This window comes from Pseudoalteromonas distincta, assembly GCF_000814675.1.
Classification (GTDB): domain Bacteria; phylum Pseudomonadota; class Gammaproteobacteria; order Enterobacterales; family Alteromonadaceae; genus Pseudoalteromonas; species Pseudoalteromonas distincta.
This window is the reverse complement of record NZ_JWIG01000021.1, coordinates 164,169-178,507: the sequence shown is the minus strand read 5'-3', so window position 1 is coordinate 178,507 and position 14,339 is coordinate 164,169. Positions and strand designations below refer to the sequence as shown.

Genomic DNA, 14,339 nt, shown 5'->3' with positions numbered 1-14,339 from the left:
TAAGCGCAAAACCATCATTAAGGGCATCACGTGTTTGAAAGTAAATTACCAAATTTAGGCGTTAGTATATTTAGCCAAATGAGCGGGTTGGCTAATGAGTTTTCGGCAATTAATCTCTCTCAAGGCTTTCCTGAGTTTGATGCTCCTGATCTTTTAAAAACGCAGTTAAATTATTATGTGCAGCAGGGCGTTAATCAATATTCACCTTCAAGTGGTGTACCACGATTACAGCAACAAATTGCTGATTTAGCAAAGCGCAAATATGCAGCTGATATAAACGCAGCTGATCAAGTGACTGTTACTTCGGGTGCAACAGAGGCATTGTTTGTGGCTATTCAAACAATTGTGCGCCCAAGTGATGAAGTGATTGTATTTGACCCTGCATATGACTCTTACCAACCGGCAATTGAACTCGCTGGTGGAAAGTCGGTACACATTGCTTTAAGTGCGCCAAATTACACTATTGATTGGCAAGTAGTAAGCCAAGCAATTACTAAAAATACCCGTGCAATTATTATAAATACGCCTCATAACCCAAGCGGTAAAATATTACAGCCACAAGATATAAAAGCGCTTAAAGAGTTAGTTGGTACTCACAATTTATATGTAATAAGCGATGAGGTATATGAGCACATTACGTTTGATGAACAACCGCATTTAAGTGTATTACGCGATGATGAATTATTTACCCAAAGCTTTGTTGTATCGAGTTTTGGTAAAACGTTTCACAGCACGGGCTGGAAAATGGGTTACTGTATTGCACCTGCAGATTTAGCTGTCGAATTTAGAAAAATTCATCAATACGTTACGTTTTCTAGTTTTACCCCCGCACAGCATGCGCTTGCCGATATGCTCGAGCGGCAAGGCGAGCATATAGATGAGCTAAGCGGGTTTTATCAGCAAAAACGCGACTTATTAGCGAGTCATTTAAGTAACAGCCGTTTTAAAATTTTACCTAGCCAAGGCACTTACTTTTTATTGTTAGATTACAGCGATGTATCGGATTTAAACGATGTTGAATTTTGCCATTGGTTAGTTGAGCAAGCCGGTGTTGCGGCTATTCCGTTAAGTGTTTTTTATCAAAATCCACCAACCGACAAAGTAATTCGTTTATGCTTTGCTAAAAACGACAACACTCTCATAGAGGCTGCGCAAATATTATGTCAACTTTAACCATTACAGCATTGCAAAGCTCGCTTTATTGGCTTGATAAAGATGCTAATTTAGCCATGTTTAATAAGCAGCTTGAAGCAATTACGCATCAGCCCGATCTTATTTTACTGCCCGAAACATTCTCGACTGGCTTTGCTATTAATTTAGATTGTGCAGAGCCTGAAAACGGTAAAGTACTGACGTGGTTAAAGGCGCAGGCTCATAAACATAATGCGGTTATTGCAGGTTCGGTACTTGTTGCACAAGGCGATAAAAAAGCGAATCGGTTTTATTGGGTAAAGCCCGATGGTGAGGTGAGTTATTACGATAAACGCCATTTATTTCGCTTAGGCAGCGAGGGCGATTACGTTGTAGCAGGGCAAGCGCGCAAAGTTTTTGAAATCAATGGTTTTAAACTATTACCGCAAGTATGCTATGACCTGCGCTTTCCGGTATTTCAACGTAATAATAACGACTACGATGTAATGATAAACGTAGCAAACTGGCCTGCTGTGCGCCGCCATATTTGGGATACGTTACTTATGGCGCGTGCAATGGAAAACCTATGTTACGTAGTAGGTGTTAATCGCGTGGGGGAAGACGGTAATGGTGTGGCGCACAATGGCGGTACAGCGGTATACGACTTCAAAGGTGATGCGTTAACTAAAGCGCAAGATGACGCAGAGCAACTAGTTACTATCACGCTTGAAAAAGCGCCACTGGATGAGTTTAAAGCAGCGTTTCCTGCCTATTTAGATGCAGACTCTTTTACATTAATATAAACACGTTAATTTAGCGCAGAGCCAATAAAGTGTTAAAATAGTCGCTGATATTTTTGTTGGCGGCTAATGTACATTATGAACACTTTAATCACTCCTGTAATTTTAGCTGGTGGCATAGGCTCTCGCTTGTGGCCGCTTTCTCGCCAAGCAATGCCTAAACAATTTTTACCACTACTTAGTGAAAACACGTCATTACTGCAAAGTACATTGGCGCGTGTTTCTAATGAGTTGTTTGATAATGCTATCTTAGTGTGTAATGAGCAGCACCGATTTATTGCCGCCGAGCAAGCTGAAAGCTCAATTCCTACTGCATTATTACTCGAACCCAAAGGTAAAAACACCGCGCCTGCTATCGCATTAGCCGCCCATTATGCACTACAAAATGGGATTACCGGCCCGCTATTAGTGATGCCTGCCGATCATCATATTGAAAACTTTGATGTATTAACAGCTAAGCTCCCTGAAGCTGTAAAACTTGCTGAGCAAGGTAAGTTAGTGACGTTTTCGATTACTCCTACAGAGCCGCATACCGGTTATGGTTATATAAAACAAGGCGCGGCTATTGCCGGTACGGGTTGTTACGATGTTGCTCAATTTAAAGAAAAGCCTGACTTAGATACAGCGAACCGTTATTTAGCTCAAGGTGGTTATAGCTGGAATAGCGGCATGTTTTTATTTACCCCCACAGCCTATTTAAAAGAGCTCGAGCGGTTTGCGCCAAAAATAGCAACGAGTGTCGCTGCAGCAGCACAATTTACTAAAGATTTAGGGTTTACCCGCCCAAGCAACAGTGCGCTTGAACACTGCCCAAGCGATTCAATTGATTACGCCATTTTAGAGCGCAGTAATAACGTAGTTGTTATGCCTGTTGATTTAAAATGGAGTGATGTAGGTAGTTTTTCATCCCTTGATGCGCTTACAAAAAAAGATAAAAACGGTAATAGCTTAAATGCTAATTATATGGCTCAAAAAAGCACTAATAACTTAGTTATTAACGAGGCTGAACACACTATTGCCACGCTTGGAGTAAGCAGTTTAGCAATTATTCATACTCATGATGCCACGTTAATTGCAAACCAAAATGAGCTAGATTCTCTGCCTTTGTTGCTTAAGCAAATTGCTACAACACAGGCTGATAAACTTAAGCATCATCAAGTGGTTTTTCGCCCGTGGGGGAATTACCGTACTTTGGTTGAAGGCACTGGCTTTAAAGTTAAAAAAATTACTGTTAACAGCGGTGCTAAGCTTTCGACGCAGCGCCATCAGCATCGCGCTGAGCATTGGGTTGTGGTTTCGGGTATTGCAGATGTGTGTATTAATGAGCAAGTGTATACGCTAACGCACGACCAATCGTGTTATATCGCGGCTAAGCAAATTCATAGTTTGGCTAATAATCAAAAAGAGCCGTTAATTGTCATTGAAGTGCAAACCGGTACTGTACTTGATGAAAGCGATATAGAGCGATTTGATGATAAATATGGAAGAGGCTAATCATTAGCTTTTTTAAAGCTAATTCACTATTACTCTAACTGCCCACGCACAAACTTTAAATATTGCTCTAAGCTGCGTTGCCACAGATCTAACGCTTCATCAAGCATGTCGTTATGTGGCTTTTTATCGAGTAAACGGCGCTCTATTTTTTTAAGCTCAATACCATAGCGATTAAAACCAAGTTGCAGAGCGGTACTTGCTTGGCGATGTAAAAGTTTAATGCATTGCTCTGGATGTTGATCAATAAGCTTTTGACAGCGAATTAGCTTGTTGCGCGCCGAGAGCACAAACTCATTATAAATCGACGATACTTCATCTTCACTAAATGAGCTGGTGAGTGTTTCGGCCGCTGTTTTGTCATACAAGGTATCAATAAGCTCTACTGCAATGCTCGCAGTTTGATTAGATTGAGAGTCGCTAAGTGCTTGGCGAAGCTTTTCATGCTTAATAGGCTTGCCTACAATGTCTTTTATTCCTAATTCTAAATACTCTTTTACCTCGTCAGGACTAAGGCTTGCAGTAAACGCGAGTACTGGCGTTCGTTGATTTTTATGATCAATGCGTTTTAGACGTTTAAGTACTTCTTGGCCTGTTAAATCAGGTAGGTTCATATCAAGCAAAACAACATCGAAGTGGTGGGCTTGCATGAGCTCTATGGCGCTTTTTCCATCTTTTGCGAGCTTAATTTTGTGTTCATCGTCGGCCATAAATTCTATAGCAATTTTTTGATTTAAATCTAAATCTTCAACCAGTAGTACATCAAGACCTGTTAAGTAATCTTTAGTTTGATGGCGCTGCTCTACAAGGCTTAATTCACCTAAAGTAAAAGTAACGGTAAAGCTAAATACACTACCAGTACCAAGCTGGCTGGCTATTTCGAGTCGGCTACTGAGTTTTTCAAGCAGGCGACTGGTAATAGCTAAACCAAGGCCGGTTCCGCCTTTTTCTTTGCCTGCGCTACTTTGTACATAAGGTTCTGTTAAGTAGGCTATCTCATCATTTTCAATACCTGGCCCTGAATCTTTTACACTAATTTTTATCGTGTGCTCAAGTTGTTTTTCTAATACTAAATCAACCTGAATTTTAACGGTTCCGTGATCTGTAAATTTAATAGCGTTACCGACTAAATTAATAATTATTTGTCTAAGTTTTTGTTGGTCGCAGTAATAACAGGCTTGCTCAGGGATATTATAGATAAGCTCAAATTTTAGCTGCTTTTGCTCGGCCATAGGGCTTAGTAATAAACATAAATTATTAAGCCATGTTTTAAACTCTACATCTTCTTCGTAAAGCGCTTCGTCACTTTGATCTAGGCTCGCGTAATCAAGGACCTTATCTACCAATAAATTAAGTGATTCGGCAGAATTTATAATCGCCTCGCAATAGGCTTTATTGCGGGTATCACTTGTTTGGTTCATAACAAGTTGGGCGCTGCCTAAAATACCGTTTAGCGGGGTGCGAATTTCGTGGCTTATAGTTGATAAAAAGAGCCCGCGTATTTCTAAATCTTTTTGTGCTTTATCGGCGAGTTTATTAAGGTGCTGCTCTCTGCGCTCATTACATAATAAGGCCATACCTGCAGCATAAAACATGGGCGCAATTACGCCATTTAAAAATAATAAAGAGCTAAACCAGCCGTTTACTAAAAGGTTTTTTTGTTCAATGTTATCCATAAATAACGAGCGGCCGATAAAGCTCAAAGCAACAAGCGTTAAAATGGTTATGTATACAATGCTGCCATTAGGGTAGGGTTTGCGCGCGTACTTAATAAATATAAAGAGTAAAAAGCCGGCTTCTGCTATGTGCTGTATATCGGATGCAATCACTCTTTCGTGTAAAGATGGGTCAAAAAAGGTGTAATAGCCAAGCATTACAGTGCAAAAAGCGGTCACTGAGCAAAGTAATTTAAAACCAATGCCGTGATAATTTAAAAACTGACTGAGCGATAAACAATGCACTATTGATGCGGCAAACATCATGCTACTGGCAGCGCTAATAATTACTAAGTTATGTGTATCACCAACAAGCGTAAAACCAATAACAGAGCCTAATAGCAATATGGGATAGAAAATGTATAGCAGCGTGCCCGATATTTGTTTGTTTGTTCGCCATGTCAAAAAGTTAAGTAAGGTCATTACAACCATAATGGCGATGCTGGCAAAATAAAGAGTGAAAGAGTCGAGCATTAATATTCCAGCAAAGTAGTTTTAAACTAAGATTATCAAAAGTATACACTTATACCAATTATCAAAACAGATCACTTAGGCAAGCAAATTGGTATTCAATAAGTGTGTAACACATACAAAAACAGACACCTAAGTGTCTGTTTTTAATTTTAAACTAAATATATGATTAACGAATTTCATCAGGGATATTTTGTTGTGCCCAAGATAGGAGCTCAATACGGTTACGACATTTAGTTTTTCTAAATGCGCTATATAAATGTGTTTTAACTGTGTGTGGACTGATACTTAAATCTTCTGCGATTTCTTTATTCTTCGAACCTTTACTCATTAGTGAGATTATTGCTTTTTCTCGCTTAGTAAGTTTAACAGGCTCAATATCGCCTTCGGTTAGTTTATGCAGCGCATCTTTATTAAATTGCAGCATACGATTTAATGCATTACACATAATATCGCGTCGGTACCAAAGCTGATCTTCAAGTAGTAAGCGAATACCTTTCATTAATACATCGGCGTTATCTGTTGTGTAAAATACGCCACGAATACCGCTCAACAATGCACGATTAGCAAGCTCAGGGTTTTCGTCTAGATTAAATAATATGATATCGCATTTAATACGTAGGTTTACTAGTTGTTCTTTTAGTTTTCCCCATGCATCCTTGCTAGATGTTTCGATAAACAAAAGTCGAGTCCCTTCAGGTATATCTAAAATATTAGTACCCGTGGTTACGTCAAGGCCTTGCGTTTTTAACAAAGGTTCTAAAACGTTAATACCAATAGTGTTAATTGGCTCTTGATCTAATAACAAAAAGGCTGAACTGCTCATGTTTTTATACTCTTTTATAAAGCTGACTGTTTAAGTTTATCACGACTTCCGCACCTTTTGTATTAGAAAGTCGCTGAAGCACTCAATAACAAATACGATTTTACGATTATTTAAACATAAAATGTTGCAAATAAGTAACTATTTATTCTTTATAACCATGAAAAATCATAACATTTGTAACTAATTGGTTGAGCAGAATAGTTAGATAAAAATTTTTAATTAATTTACTTTTTTTACATTTTGGTAAGGTGGCCATCCCATTTCTTTACCGCCAAGCATATGTAAATGTATGTGATAAACGGTTTGTCCACCATGTTCGTTACAGTTCATGACCACGCGGTATCCGTCCTCAGCAAAATTGTGTTGCTTAGCTAATTTTGCCGCAACAACGTATAAATTGCCTACTAAATGTGAGTTTTCAGGATTTATATCATTTATAGTAGCAATTGCTTTTTTGGGGATAATTAGCACATGAAATGGCGCTTGTGGATTTATATCTTTAAATGCGAGGGTGTCTTCATCTTCGTAGACAATGTCAGCCGGAATTTCACGATTAATTATTTTGGTAAAAATAGTCTCTTGGCTCATAGTGTGTTCCTAATTAAGTGTTATGAATTTTAAGCTCACTAATGACAAACTTTCAAAGCAGTGTCAAACTGAAATCAAATAAAGGAGTTAATATGCTTAAACCAATTTTAATCAGTAGCGCAGTTGCATTACTACTTAGTTTTTCGGCTAATGCTGAAAATATTCACTTTCCAGAAGAAATTGTACCACTACAAGTGGGCGATAAAATGCTAGAAAGCTCTTTGTTTAGCCGTATTGATGATGTAGAGCTTGCGCCAGGAACTTACCAACTTAGGCTAAAATATACCGATTTATATGAAGATGATTATGACACGCATGAAGTTGTGGAGTCGGAACCATTTTGGGTAAGTGTAACTGTTGAAGCAGGTAAAGATTATACCTTAGTGTTTAATCGTGCTGAAAATGCAGTATCTGCAAAAGTATTTGCAGAAGCACCACAAGTTAGTTTAAAAGCAAAAAGTAGCGCTGTTGCTAAGCCTTTAAGTGTTATTTCTAACACGCAGCTAGCAAGCAATAAACCGGTAATGCAAAATACAATGCCTGCAGGACCTTCTCGTCCTAGTCAGCCAATAAAGCCGATAGCACCCATTACAGGTAAAGGCATGCCAAGTGCGCCGCAAATGCTTGATTTTTGGTGGCAACAAGCCACAACTGCAGAGCGTAAGGCTTTTTTAGAAAAAGTGACAAAGTAGAAAAATAGCAAAACAAAAGGGCCAAATTTGGCCCTTTTTAGTTTCTAGTTAACGCTATTTATTCAAATAATGCGTCAATAGTACCTTGTGCAAGTGGGTGATACCCAGGGCGTGCTTTTAAGTACACGCTTTGTGCCCACTCTTTTTTACCGTTAGTGATAAGGGATTTATATAACGGTACAATTAACTTACGACGGCCAATGCCTGATAAGTGCTTATCAAGTGCAGGGTAAATTGGTTGATAACCATTTCCTACTGCTAGCATAAACCAAGCAAATGCACGTTCGGCATTAGTTGACTGTGTTAGGTTAAATTCTGAGTCAAGCTCTACCATGTGCTCTTGGCTTAAATCACGTGGTAAGTTATTTAAAAAGTGTAGCCACTCATGCACAGACCAATCAGCTGTTGGCAGTTGAGCTGCAGTTGTGTCGCCTTTTAACCATGCTGCTGTTGCAGTATCTACTTTATCAAATGCATCAGAAGTAGGGTTTGGCGCATCACTTGGTAATCCAGGTTCAAAAATCCATTCGTTTACTTTATCCATGCTTACAACACCAGGATACTTTTCAATTAAGTTAGCTTTTAAGTAAGTAACAAATTGCGCGGTAGTAAGAGATTTAAACGAAAACTCTTTAAAGTACGCTTTTACAAACGGGTCAAATTTATCGCGACCATATTTGTTTTCTAGGTAAATTAAAAATAATTGACCTTTAGTATAAGGCACTGAGCTAAACGCATCGTCTGGGTCGCGGCCGTTAAGTTTTAAATTAAGGCGTGTATCTGGTGCATCAATTGTTTTAAGTTGTGCGCGTAAAGACGCTGAATCAAGTGCTTGTTCCATAACCGCACGGTCACGGCCAAATACTTCTTCCATAATGCGGTTTTCAACGTACGAGGTAAAACCTTCGTTTAACCATAAATCTTCCCACGTTGCGTTAGTTACTAAGTTACCTGACCAAGAATGAGCAAGCTCATGGGCAATAAGGTTAACTAAGCTTTTATCACCAGCAACAACCGTTGGAGTAATAAATGATAAGCGTGGATTTTCCATGCCACCAAACGGAAAACTTGGTGGTAGCATTAATAAGTCGTAGCGACCCCATGCATATTCGCCGTACATCGCGTTTGTTTTATCGATCATGGCTTGGGTGTCGTCAAATTCAGCAACTGAGGCATCTAAAATTGTCGGTTCAGCAAATATGCCTGTTTGATGCGACATTGCTTTAAATTCTAAGTTACCTGCGCCAATAGCAATTAGGTAAGGTGAAATTGCTTGTGGCATATCAAAAATGTAGTCGCCATCTTTATAAAGCGCATCTTTGTTATCGGCACTCATTACAGCACGTATATCTTTTGGTGTATGAATTCGTGCAGAGTAAGTTACACGCATTGCGGGTGTATCTTGCACTGGGATCCAACTACGTGCATGAATTGCTTGCGATTGGCTGTACATAAATGGATGCGTTTTACTTGCCGTTTGCTCTGGTGTTAACCATTGCAGGCCTGAAGCTTCTGGACGACTGTTGTAATAAATACGAACTACTTCAGCTTGGTTTTTAAACACAATAGTAAGCTTTGAACCTTTAACGTCATCTCGCTTAGCTAAATCAAAAGTCGCTTTTTTCCAGTTACCGCTTTGATCTTTGTACATTACTTTATCAATGTCTAAGTCGCGGGTATCAAGTACGAGAGTTCTACTTTTGCTGTTGTTCCACTGAAGAGTATGCTCTACAAAACCTTCTAACTGCTTGTCGGCAAAATCGACATCTAAATCAAGGTTTAAGTGAGTAGTAACAACATCATCAAGGTTAGCATACGAGTTTTGGTCAATCGCATTAGCCATTGCTTGCGAACACATACCCGCCATAGCGAGGCTTAAAAAAAGAGGTTTAATTTTCATCATTACTCTGAACACAAATAAAAAAGTGCTGGTTTTATATCACGATTGACACGGTGGGTTGAGTGATTTTTACAATCTAGTGCCACATTTGCGACGATGAGGTAAACTATTGCGATTAGTTACCGGTATTTTTAGAGAGCTTTGTGGCGCATTCATTACACTCCTTACATACATTCGCATTAAACAGCCAATGCCAAAATTTTGTTGAAATTACTCAGCTTGAGCAACTTAAAACGCAAAGTTTTAGTGCACCGTTTTGTTTGCTGGGCGAGGGCAGTAATACCGTATTTTTAAATGACTACATGGGTACGGTTATAAAAATAGCTTTAAAAGGTATTAAAATTACCGAGCGCGAGAGCGACACACTAATAAGTATTGCCGCAGGCGAAAACTGGCATCAACTAGTTAGCTATTTATTAGAGAAAAATATACCAGGGCTTGAAAATCTAGCACTTATACCGGGCACTGTTGGCGCATCGCCGGTACAAAATATTGGTGCTTATGGCGTTGAGATAGCTAAATTTGTTGAGTTGGTAGAGTACTTTGATATAACCACTAACACTATGCATTCATTAAATAACGAGCAATGTGAATTTGCTTACAGAGACTCAATATTTAAACATGCCCTTAAAAATAAAGCGGTGATCACGCAAGTACACTTAGCACTCCCAAAAAAATGGCAACCAGTATTAAGTTATGGCCCTTTGCAGCAGCTCTCAAGCATCACCCCGCAAGCTGTATTCGAACAGGTTATAAAAACGCGTAATAGCAAATTACCTAACCCATATACACTTGCCAATGCGGGCAGCTTTTTTAAAAATCCAATAATAACCAACCAGCAGTTAGCTGAACTATTAAAGCAATTTGCCGATTTACCTCATTACGAATATGGGCAAAATTATCACAAGGTCGCGGCAGGTTGGTTAATCGATCAAAGTGGTTTAAAAGGGCACCGCGAGGCTGGTATAGAAGTGCATCAACAACAAGCTCTAGTACTTGTTAATCACGGAAATAGTGAAGGCAGCGACCTAATAAAAATGATTAAACACATTCAGCAAGTTGTTTATACGCGTTACAACATTATGTTAGAGCACGAAGTACGTTTAATGGATGCACGCAGCGAATGCCATATTAACGCGGAGCCTAAGTAATGAAAGCACCTGATGGAAACAAACTCGCTATTTTAAATGCACTCAACCAAGGAGGGTTTGTATCTGGTCAAGTCTTGGGTGAAAAGCTAGGTATTAGCCGAGCTGCGGTAAGTAAACATATTAAAACGTTACAAGAAATGGGCTTGGATATTTTTAAAGTGACTGGCAAAGGCTATTGTTTGAATAGTCAGGTGGGCCTTTTAAATAAAACGCAAATTGATCAGCACTACAAAGCGCTAGGTGCAAATACTGCCGATGTAGAAGTACACCCTATTATTGATTCGACCAACAGCGAGCTTATGCGCCGTATACAGGCCAAAACAACGCTTGAGTCTGGCACTGTTATTGTTGCTGAAATGCAGCAAGCAGGACGTGGTAGACGCGGCCGTGTTTGGCAATCCCCATTTGGCGCTAATTTGTATTACAGTTACTTTTGGCGTTTAGATGACGGCTTACAAGCTGCAATGGGCGTATCAATTGCGGTAGGCCTAGCTGTTTATGATGCTATTAAAACGTTATACCAAGTTGACGTAGAACTTAAGTGGCCTAACGATATTTATATAAATAAGCAAAAACTTGCAGGTGTATTGGTTGAATTAGATGGACAACCGCAAGGACCTTGTCAGTTAGTGATTGGTATCGGTATTAATTTACAAATGCCTGAGAGCTTTAGTCAGCATATAGACCAAGCGTGGACCGACTTAAATCAACATACTCAAAAGCTTGATAAAAACCAACTTGTGGCTTCTCTTACTCATCATTTGGAGCAGCGTTTAGCGCAGTATCGTCAAACGGGTTTGCAAGCTATGTATAAGCAATGGAATTCGCTCAATGCGTTTGCTGGTGAATATGTTGAACTAAACACAGGGCACAGAAGCTGGCGTGGAATATGTGAAGGTATTGACGCACAAGGTGGAATACGAATTCGCCAAGACGGGGAAGTAAAAAGTTATTACGGCGGGGAAGTCTCCCTTAGAAAGGCGCAATTATGAGATTATTGATCGACGTAGGAAATACATCATTAAAAGCTGTGTTGTGGCATAACGAGCAAGCACAACCGGCAGATATAAATAACCTGCCTTGGTTACAAATAACCGAAGTGATTTATGCATGTGTAGGGCGCAGTGATTTACTAAACGATATTCTCGCGCAAGCGGTTAGCAATAATATTATTTGTTTTGAAGCCAAGGTAACCAAAACGCTTGGAAATCTTGTATGCGCTTACGAGCATGTAGCTAACTTAGGCATAGACAGGTGGCTTGCGCTTATTGCTGGATTTACGTTATATCCAAACACAGCATGCATTGTTGTTGATGCGGGTACTGCGACAACAATTGATGTGCTTAGTAGTGAAGGGTTGCATTTAGGTGGCTGGATTTTACCTGGGCTTGATTTAATGACCTCATCACTTACACAAAATACTCAACGTGTTTTTGATGATGGTAAAACTCCATTTACCAATGAACTGGGTAAAAACACGCCTAATGGTTTAAAAAATGGTGCTTTAGTGGCAACCATTGGAGCAATTGAGCAAGCTAAGTTGCACTTAACGGATAAAAAAACAGAGCAAAAAGTACAAATAATTTTTGCTGGTGGCTATGGCTTGCTTTTACAACAGCAATTTGAGGGAAGTATTTTTGATTCATTACTCGTAATGAAGGGGTTAAATTACTGGCACCAGCTAAGCAAAACAACATAAAAAAGTGCAAAAAACGTGTTTTCGCGTGAATATTGAGCATTTAAACTAAAAATTTACACTTTTTTTAATTTTATAGTTGCATCCCAATAAACCTTACTCTAATATCTCGCCCCGTACTAAAGCAGTGCCGACTTAGCTCAGCTGGTAGAGCAACTGACTTGTAATCAGTAGGTCAACCGTTCGACTCGGTTAGTCGGCACCACTTTCCTTTTACCGGAAGTGAATTAGTAGAGAATTATCGTGGAGGGGTTCCCGAGCGGCCAAAGGGATCAGACTGTAAATCTGACGGCTCAGCCTTCGCTGGTTCGAATCCAGCTCCCTCCACCACTTTATTCTTGACGGTTAGAGGTAGTTTAAGAACAGATTTTTATGCGGGCATCGTATAATGGCTATTACCTCAGCCTTCCAAGCTGATGATGCGGGTTCGATTCCCGCTGCCCGCTCCAGTTCTTGTGTTGCTGATATAGCTCAGTTGGTAGAGCGCACCCTTGGTAAGGGTGAGGTCGGCAGTTCGACTCTGCCTATCAGCACCAGTCCTAAGAATCTCCTTGATTACTTCCTTTATCTGTCAGAAAATACTATTTGAAAAAGATTAACTTAATCTACCTTTGGTGGATTATTTTCATATGTAATTTAGATACACAAAACTGATAGGTTCCGTCATGGCAAAAGAAAAGTTTGAACGCGTAAAACCGCACGTAAACGTTGGTACAATCGGCCACGTTGACCACGGTAAAACTACACTAACTGCAGCAATCACTAACGTACTTGCAAAAGTATACGGCGGTGTTGCTAAAGATTTCGCATCAATCGACAACGCTCCAGAAGAGCGCGAACGTGGTATCACTATTTCAACGTCTCACGTTGAATACGATACTCCTACACGTCACTACGCACACGTAGATTGTCCTGGTCACGCCGATTATGTTAAAAACATGATCACTGGTGCTGCTCAAATGGATGGCGCGATCTTAGTAGTTGCTGCGACAGATGGCCCTATGCCACAAACACGTGAGCACATCCTTCTTTCTCGTCAAGTTGGCGTTCCTTACATCGTTGTGTTCATGAACAAATGTGACATGGTTGATGACGAAGAGCTACTTGAACTAGTAGAAATGGAAGTTCGTGAACTTCTTTCTGAATACGATTTCCCAGGTGATGACTTACCTCTAATCGCTGGTTCTGCGCTTAAAGCGTTAGAAGGCGAGAAAGAGTGGGAAGATAAGATTGTTGAGCTTGCAAATGCACTTGATTCTTACATCCCAGAGCCAGAGCGTGACATCGATAAGCCATTCATCATGCCTATCGAAGACGTTTTCTCAATCCAAGGCCGTGGTACTGTTGTAACTGGTCGTGTTGAAGCTGGTATCATCAACGTAAATGACGAAGTTGAAATCGTTGGTATCAGAGAGACTACTAAGTCTACTTGTACTGGTGTTGAAATGTTCCGTAAGCTTCTTGACGAAGGTCGTGCTGGTGAGAACATTGGTGCACTTCTACGTGGTACTAAGCGTGAAGACGTTGAACGTGGTCAAGTACTAGCTAAGCCTGGTTCAATCAACCCACATACTACATTCACTTCAGAAGTATACGTACTTTCTAAAGATGAAGGTGGTCGTCATACTCCATTCTTCAAAGGTTACCGTCCACAGTTCTACTTCCGTACAACTGACGTAACTGGTGACGTACAGTTACCAGAAGGCGTAGAAATGGTAATGCCTGGTGATAACATCAAGATGACAGTAACTCTAATCGCACCAATCGCGATGGATGAAGGTCTTCGTTTTGCTATCCGTGAAGGTGGTCGTACTGTAGGTGCTGGTGTTGTAGCAACTATCGTAGAGTAATAATTAACTTTTAAGTTAATTGTTAGAA

12 protein-coding genes and 4 tRNA genes are annotated in these 14,339 nt (G+C 39.9%); 12 read left to right on the top strand and 4 right to left on the bottom strand.

Annotated features, from left to right (window positions below; all coding sequences use genetic code 11):
- The first annotated feature begins 30 nt into the window (after window positions 1–30).
- The 3 genes from QT16_RS13190 to QT16_RS13180 all read left to right on the top strand — a co-directional run bounded on the left by QT16_RS13190 (window position 31) and on the right by QT16_RS13180 (window position 3,425).
- Entirely contained in the window at window positions 31–1,173 is a 1,143-nt protein-coding gene (locus QT16_RS13190; protein WP_039488666.1) for a methionine aminotransferase, read from the top strand.
- A complete protein-coding gene (locus tag QT16_RS13185; RefSeq protein ID WP_024606305.1) occupies window positions 1,161–1,934 on the top strand; it encodes an amidohydrolase in 774 nt (257 codons plus the stop codon). The genes QT16_RS13190 and QT16_RS13185 overlap by 13 nt, the downstream gene beginning before the upstream one ends.
- Before the next feature lie 75 nt (window positions 1,935–2,009).
- Window positions 2,010–3,425, top strand: coding sequence for a mannose-1-phosphate guanylyltransferase/mannose-6-phosphate isomerase (locus QT16_RS13180; RefSeq protein WP_039488734.1), 1,416 nt, complete (start codon window positions 2,010–2,012; stop codon window positions 3,423–3,425).
- A 29-nt stretch (window positions 3,426–3,454) separates the two neighbouring features.
- On the opposite strand, the gene QT16_RS13175 is transcribed toward QT16_RS13180, so the two are convergent.
- From QT16_RS13175 to QT16_RS13165, 3 genes are all read right to left on the bottom strand, one after another.
- Window positions 3,455–5,611, bottom strand: a complete 2,157-nt coding sequence (locus tag QT16_RS13175) for a response regulator (RefSeq protein WP_039488664.1) — start codon at window positions 5,609–5,611, stop codon at window positions 3,455–3,457.
- A 166-nt stretch (window positions 5,612–5,777) separates the two neighbouring features.
- Window positions 5,778–6,434 (bottom strand): helix-turn-helix transcriptional regulator, encoded by a 657-nt coding sequence (locus tag QT16_RS13170; protein WP_004334929.1) that lies wholly within the window; start codon window positions 6,432–6,434, stop codon window positions 5,778–5,780.
- A 219-nt stretch (window positions 6,435–6,653) separates the two neighbouring features.
- On the bottom strand, window positions 6,654–7,022 hold the full coding sequence (locus QT16_RS13165; protein ID WP_004334923.1) for a histidine triad nucleotide-binding protein: 369 nt from the start codon (window positions 7,020–7,022) through the stop codon (window positions 6,654–6,656).
- 92 nt (window positions 7,023–7,114) lie between these two features.
- On the opposite strand from QT16_RS13165, the gene QT16_RS13160 reads away from it, so the two are divergent.
- On the top strand, window positions 7,115–7,714 hold the full coding sequence (locus tag QT16_RS13160; protein WP_004334921.1) for a DUF2057 domain-containing protein: 600 nt from the start codon (window positions 7,115–7,117) through the stop codon (window positions 7,712–7,714).
- A 58-nt stretch (window positions 7,715–7,772) separates the two neighbouring features.
- Here QT16_RS13160 and QT16_RS13155 read toward each other — a convergent pair whose 3' ends face one another.
- Complete coding sequence (locus tag QT16_RS13155) at window positions 7,773–9,614, bottom strand: M1 family metallopeptidase (RefSeq protein WP_039488662.1); 1,842 nt, start codon at window positions 9,612–9,614, stop codon at window positions 7,773–7,775.
- A gap of 143 nt (window positions 9,615–9,757) precedes the next feature.
- Between QT16_RS13155 and murB the strand changes: the two genes are divergently transcribed.
- The 8 genes from murB (at window position 9,758) to tuf (ending at window position 14,311) form a co-directional block, all read left to right on the top strand.
- On the top strand, window positions 9,758–10,765 hold the full coding sequence (gene murB, locus QT16_RS13150; protein WP_039488661.1) for a UDP-N-acetylmuramate dehydrogenase: 1,008 nt from the start codon (window positions 9,758–9,760) through the stop codon (window positions 10,763–10,765).
- The gene (gene birA, locus QT16_RS13145; protein WP_039488660.1) at window positions 10,765–11,757 is read left to right on the top strand and encodes a bifunctional biotin--[acetyl-CoA-carboxylase] ligase/biotin operon repressor BirA; all 993 of its coding nucleotides are present in this window, start codon (window positions 10,765–10,767) and stop codon (window positions 11,755–11,757) included. Before murB ends, birA begins: the two co-directional genes overlap by 1 nt.
- Window positions 11,754–12,464 carry a type III pantothenate kinase gene (locus QT16_RS13140; protein ID WP_039488659.1) on the top strand — a complete coding sequence of 237 codons (711 nt, stop codon included), beginning with the start codon at window positions 11,754–11,756 and terminating at the stop codon, window positions 12,462–12,464. The genes birA and QT16_RS13140 overlap by 4 nt, the downstream gene beginning before the upstream one ends.
- Window positions 12,465–12,590: 126 nt before the next feature.
- Window positions 12,591–12,666: transfer RNA gene (locus QT16_RS13135), tRNA-Thr, on the top strand.
- A 40-nt stretch (window positions 12,667–12,706) separates the two neighbouring features.
- Window positions 12,707–12,791, top strand: a tRNA-Tyr gene (locus tag QT16_RS13130).
- Window positions 12,792–12,835: 44 nt separating this feature from the next.
- Window positions 12,836–12,910 (top strand) — tRNA-Gly (locus QT16_RS13125).
- A gap of 11 nt (window positions 12,911–12,921) precedes the next feature.
- A tRNA-Thr gene (locus QT16_RS13120) sits at window positions 12,922–12,997 on the top strand.
- Between the two features lie 129 nt (window positions 12,998–13,126).
- Window positions 13,127–14,311 carry an elongation factor Tu gene (tuf, locus tag QT16_RS13115; protein ID WP_039488657.1) on the top strand — a complete coding sequence of 395 codons (1,185 nt, stop codon included), beginning with the start codon at window positions 13,127–13,129 and terminating at the stop codon, window positions 14,309–14,311.
- Window positions 14,312–14,339: the final 28 nt, after the last annotated feature.

Bases quoted from the DNA above. Each gene is read 5' to 3' on its own strand.
- QT16_RS13185 (WP_024606305.1), top strand. From the start codon at position 1,161: ATGTCAACTTTAACCATTACAGCATTGCAAAGCTCGCTTTATTGGCTT.
- QT16_RS13180 (WP_039488734.1), top strand. From the start codon at position 2,010: ATGAACACTTTAATCACTCCTGTAATTTTAGCTGGTGGCATAGGCTCT.
- QT16_RS13175 (WP_039488664.1), bottom strand. From the start codon at position 5,611: ATGCTCGACTCTTTCACTCTTTATTTTGCCAGCATCGCCATTATGGTT.
- QT16_RS13170 (WP_004334929.1), bottom strand. From the start codon at position 6,434: ATGAGCAGTTCAGCCTTTTTGTTATTAGATCAAGAGCCAATTAACACT.
- QT16_RS13165 (WP_004334923.1), bottom strand. From the start codon at position 7,022: ATGAGCCAAGAGACTATTTTTACCAAAATAATTAATCGTGAAATTCCG.
- QT16_RS13160 (WP_004334921.1), top strand. From the start codon at position 7,115: ATGCTTAAACCAATTTTAATCAGTAGCGCAGTTGCATTACTACTTAGT.
- QT16_RS13155 (WP_039488662.1), bottom strand. From the start codon at position 9,614: ATGAAAATTAAACCTCTTTTTTTAAGCCTCGCTATGGCGGGTATGTGT.
- birA (WP_039488660.1), top strand. From the start codon at position 10,765: ATGAAAGCACCTGATGGAAACAAACTCGCTATTTTAAATGCACTCAAC.
- QT16_RS13140 (WP_039488659.1), top strand. From the start codon at position 11,754: ATGAGATTATTGATCGACGTAGGAAATACATCATTAAAAGCTGTGTTG.
- tuf (WP_039488657.1), top strand. From the start codon at position 13,127: ATGGCAAAAGAAAAGTTTGAACGCGTAAAACCGCACGTAAACGTTGGT.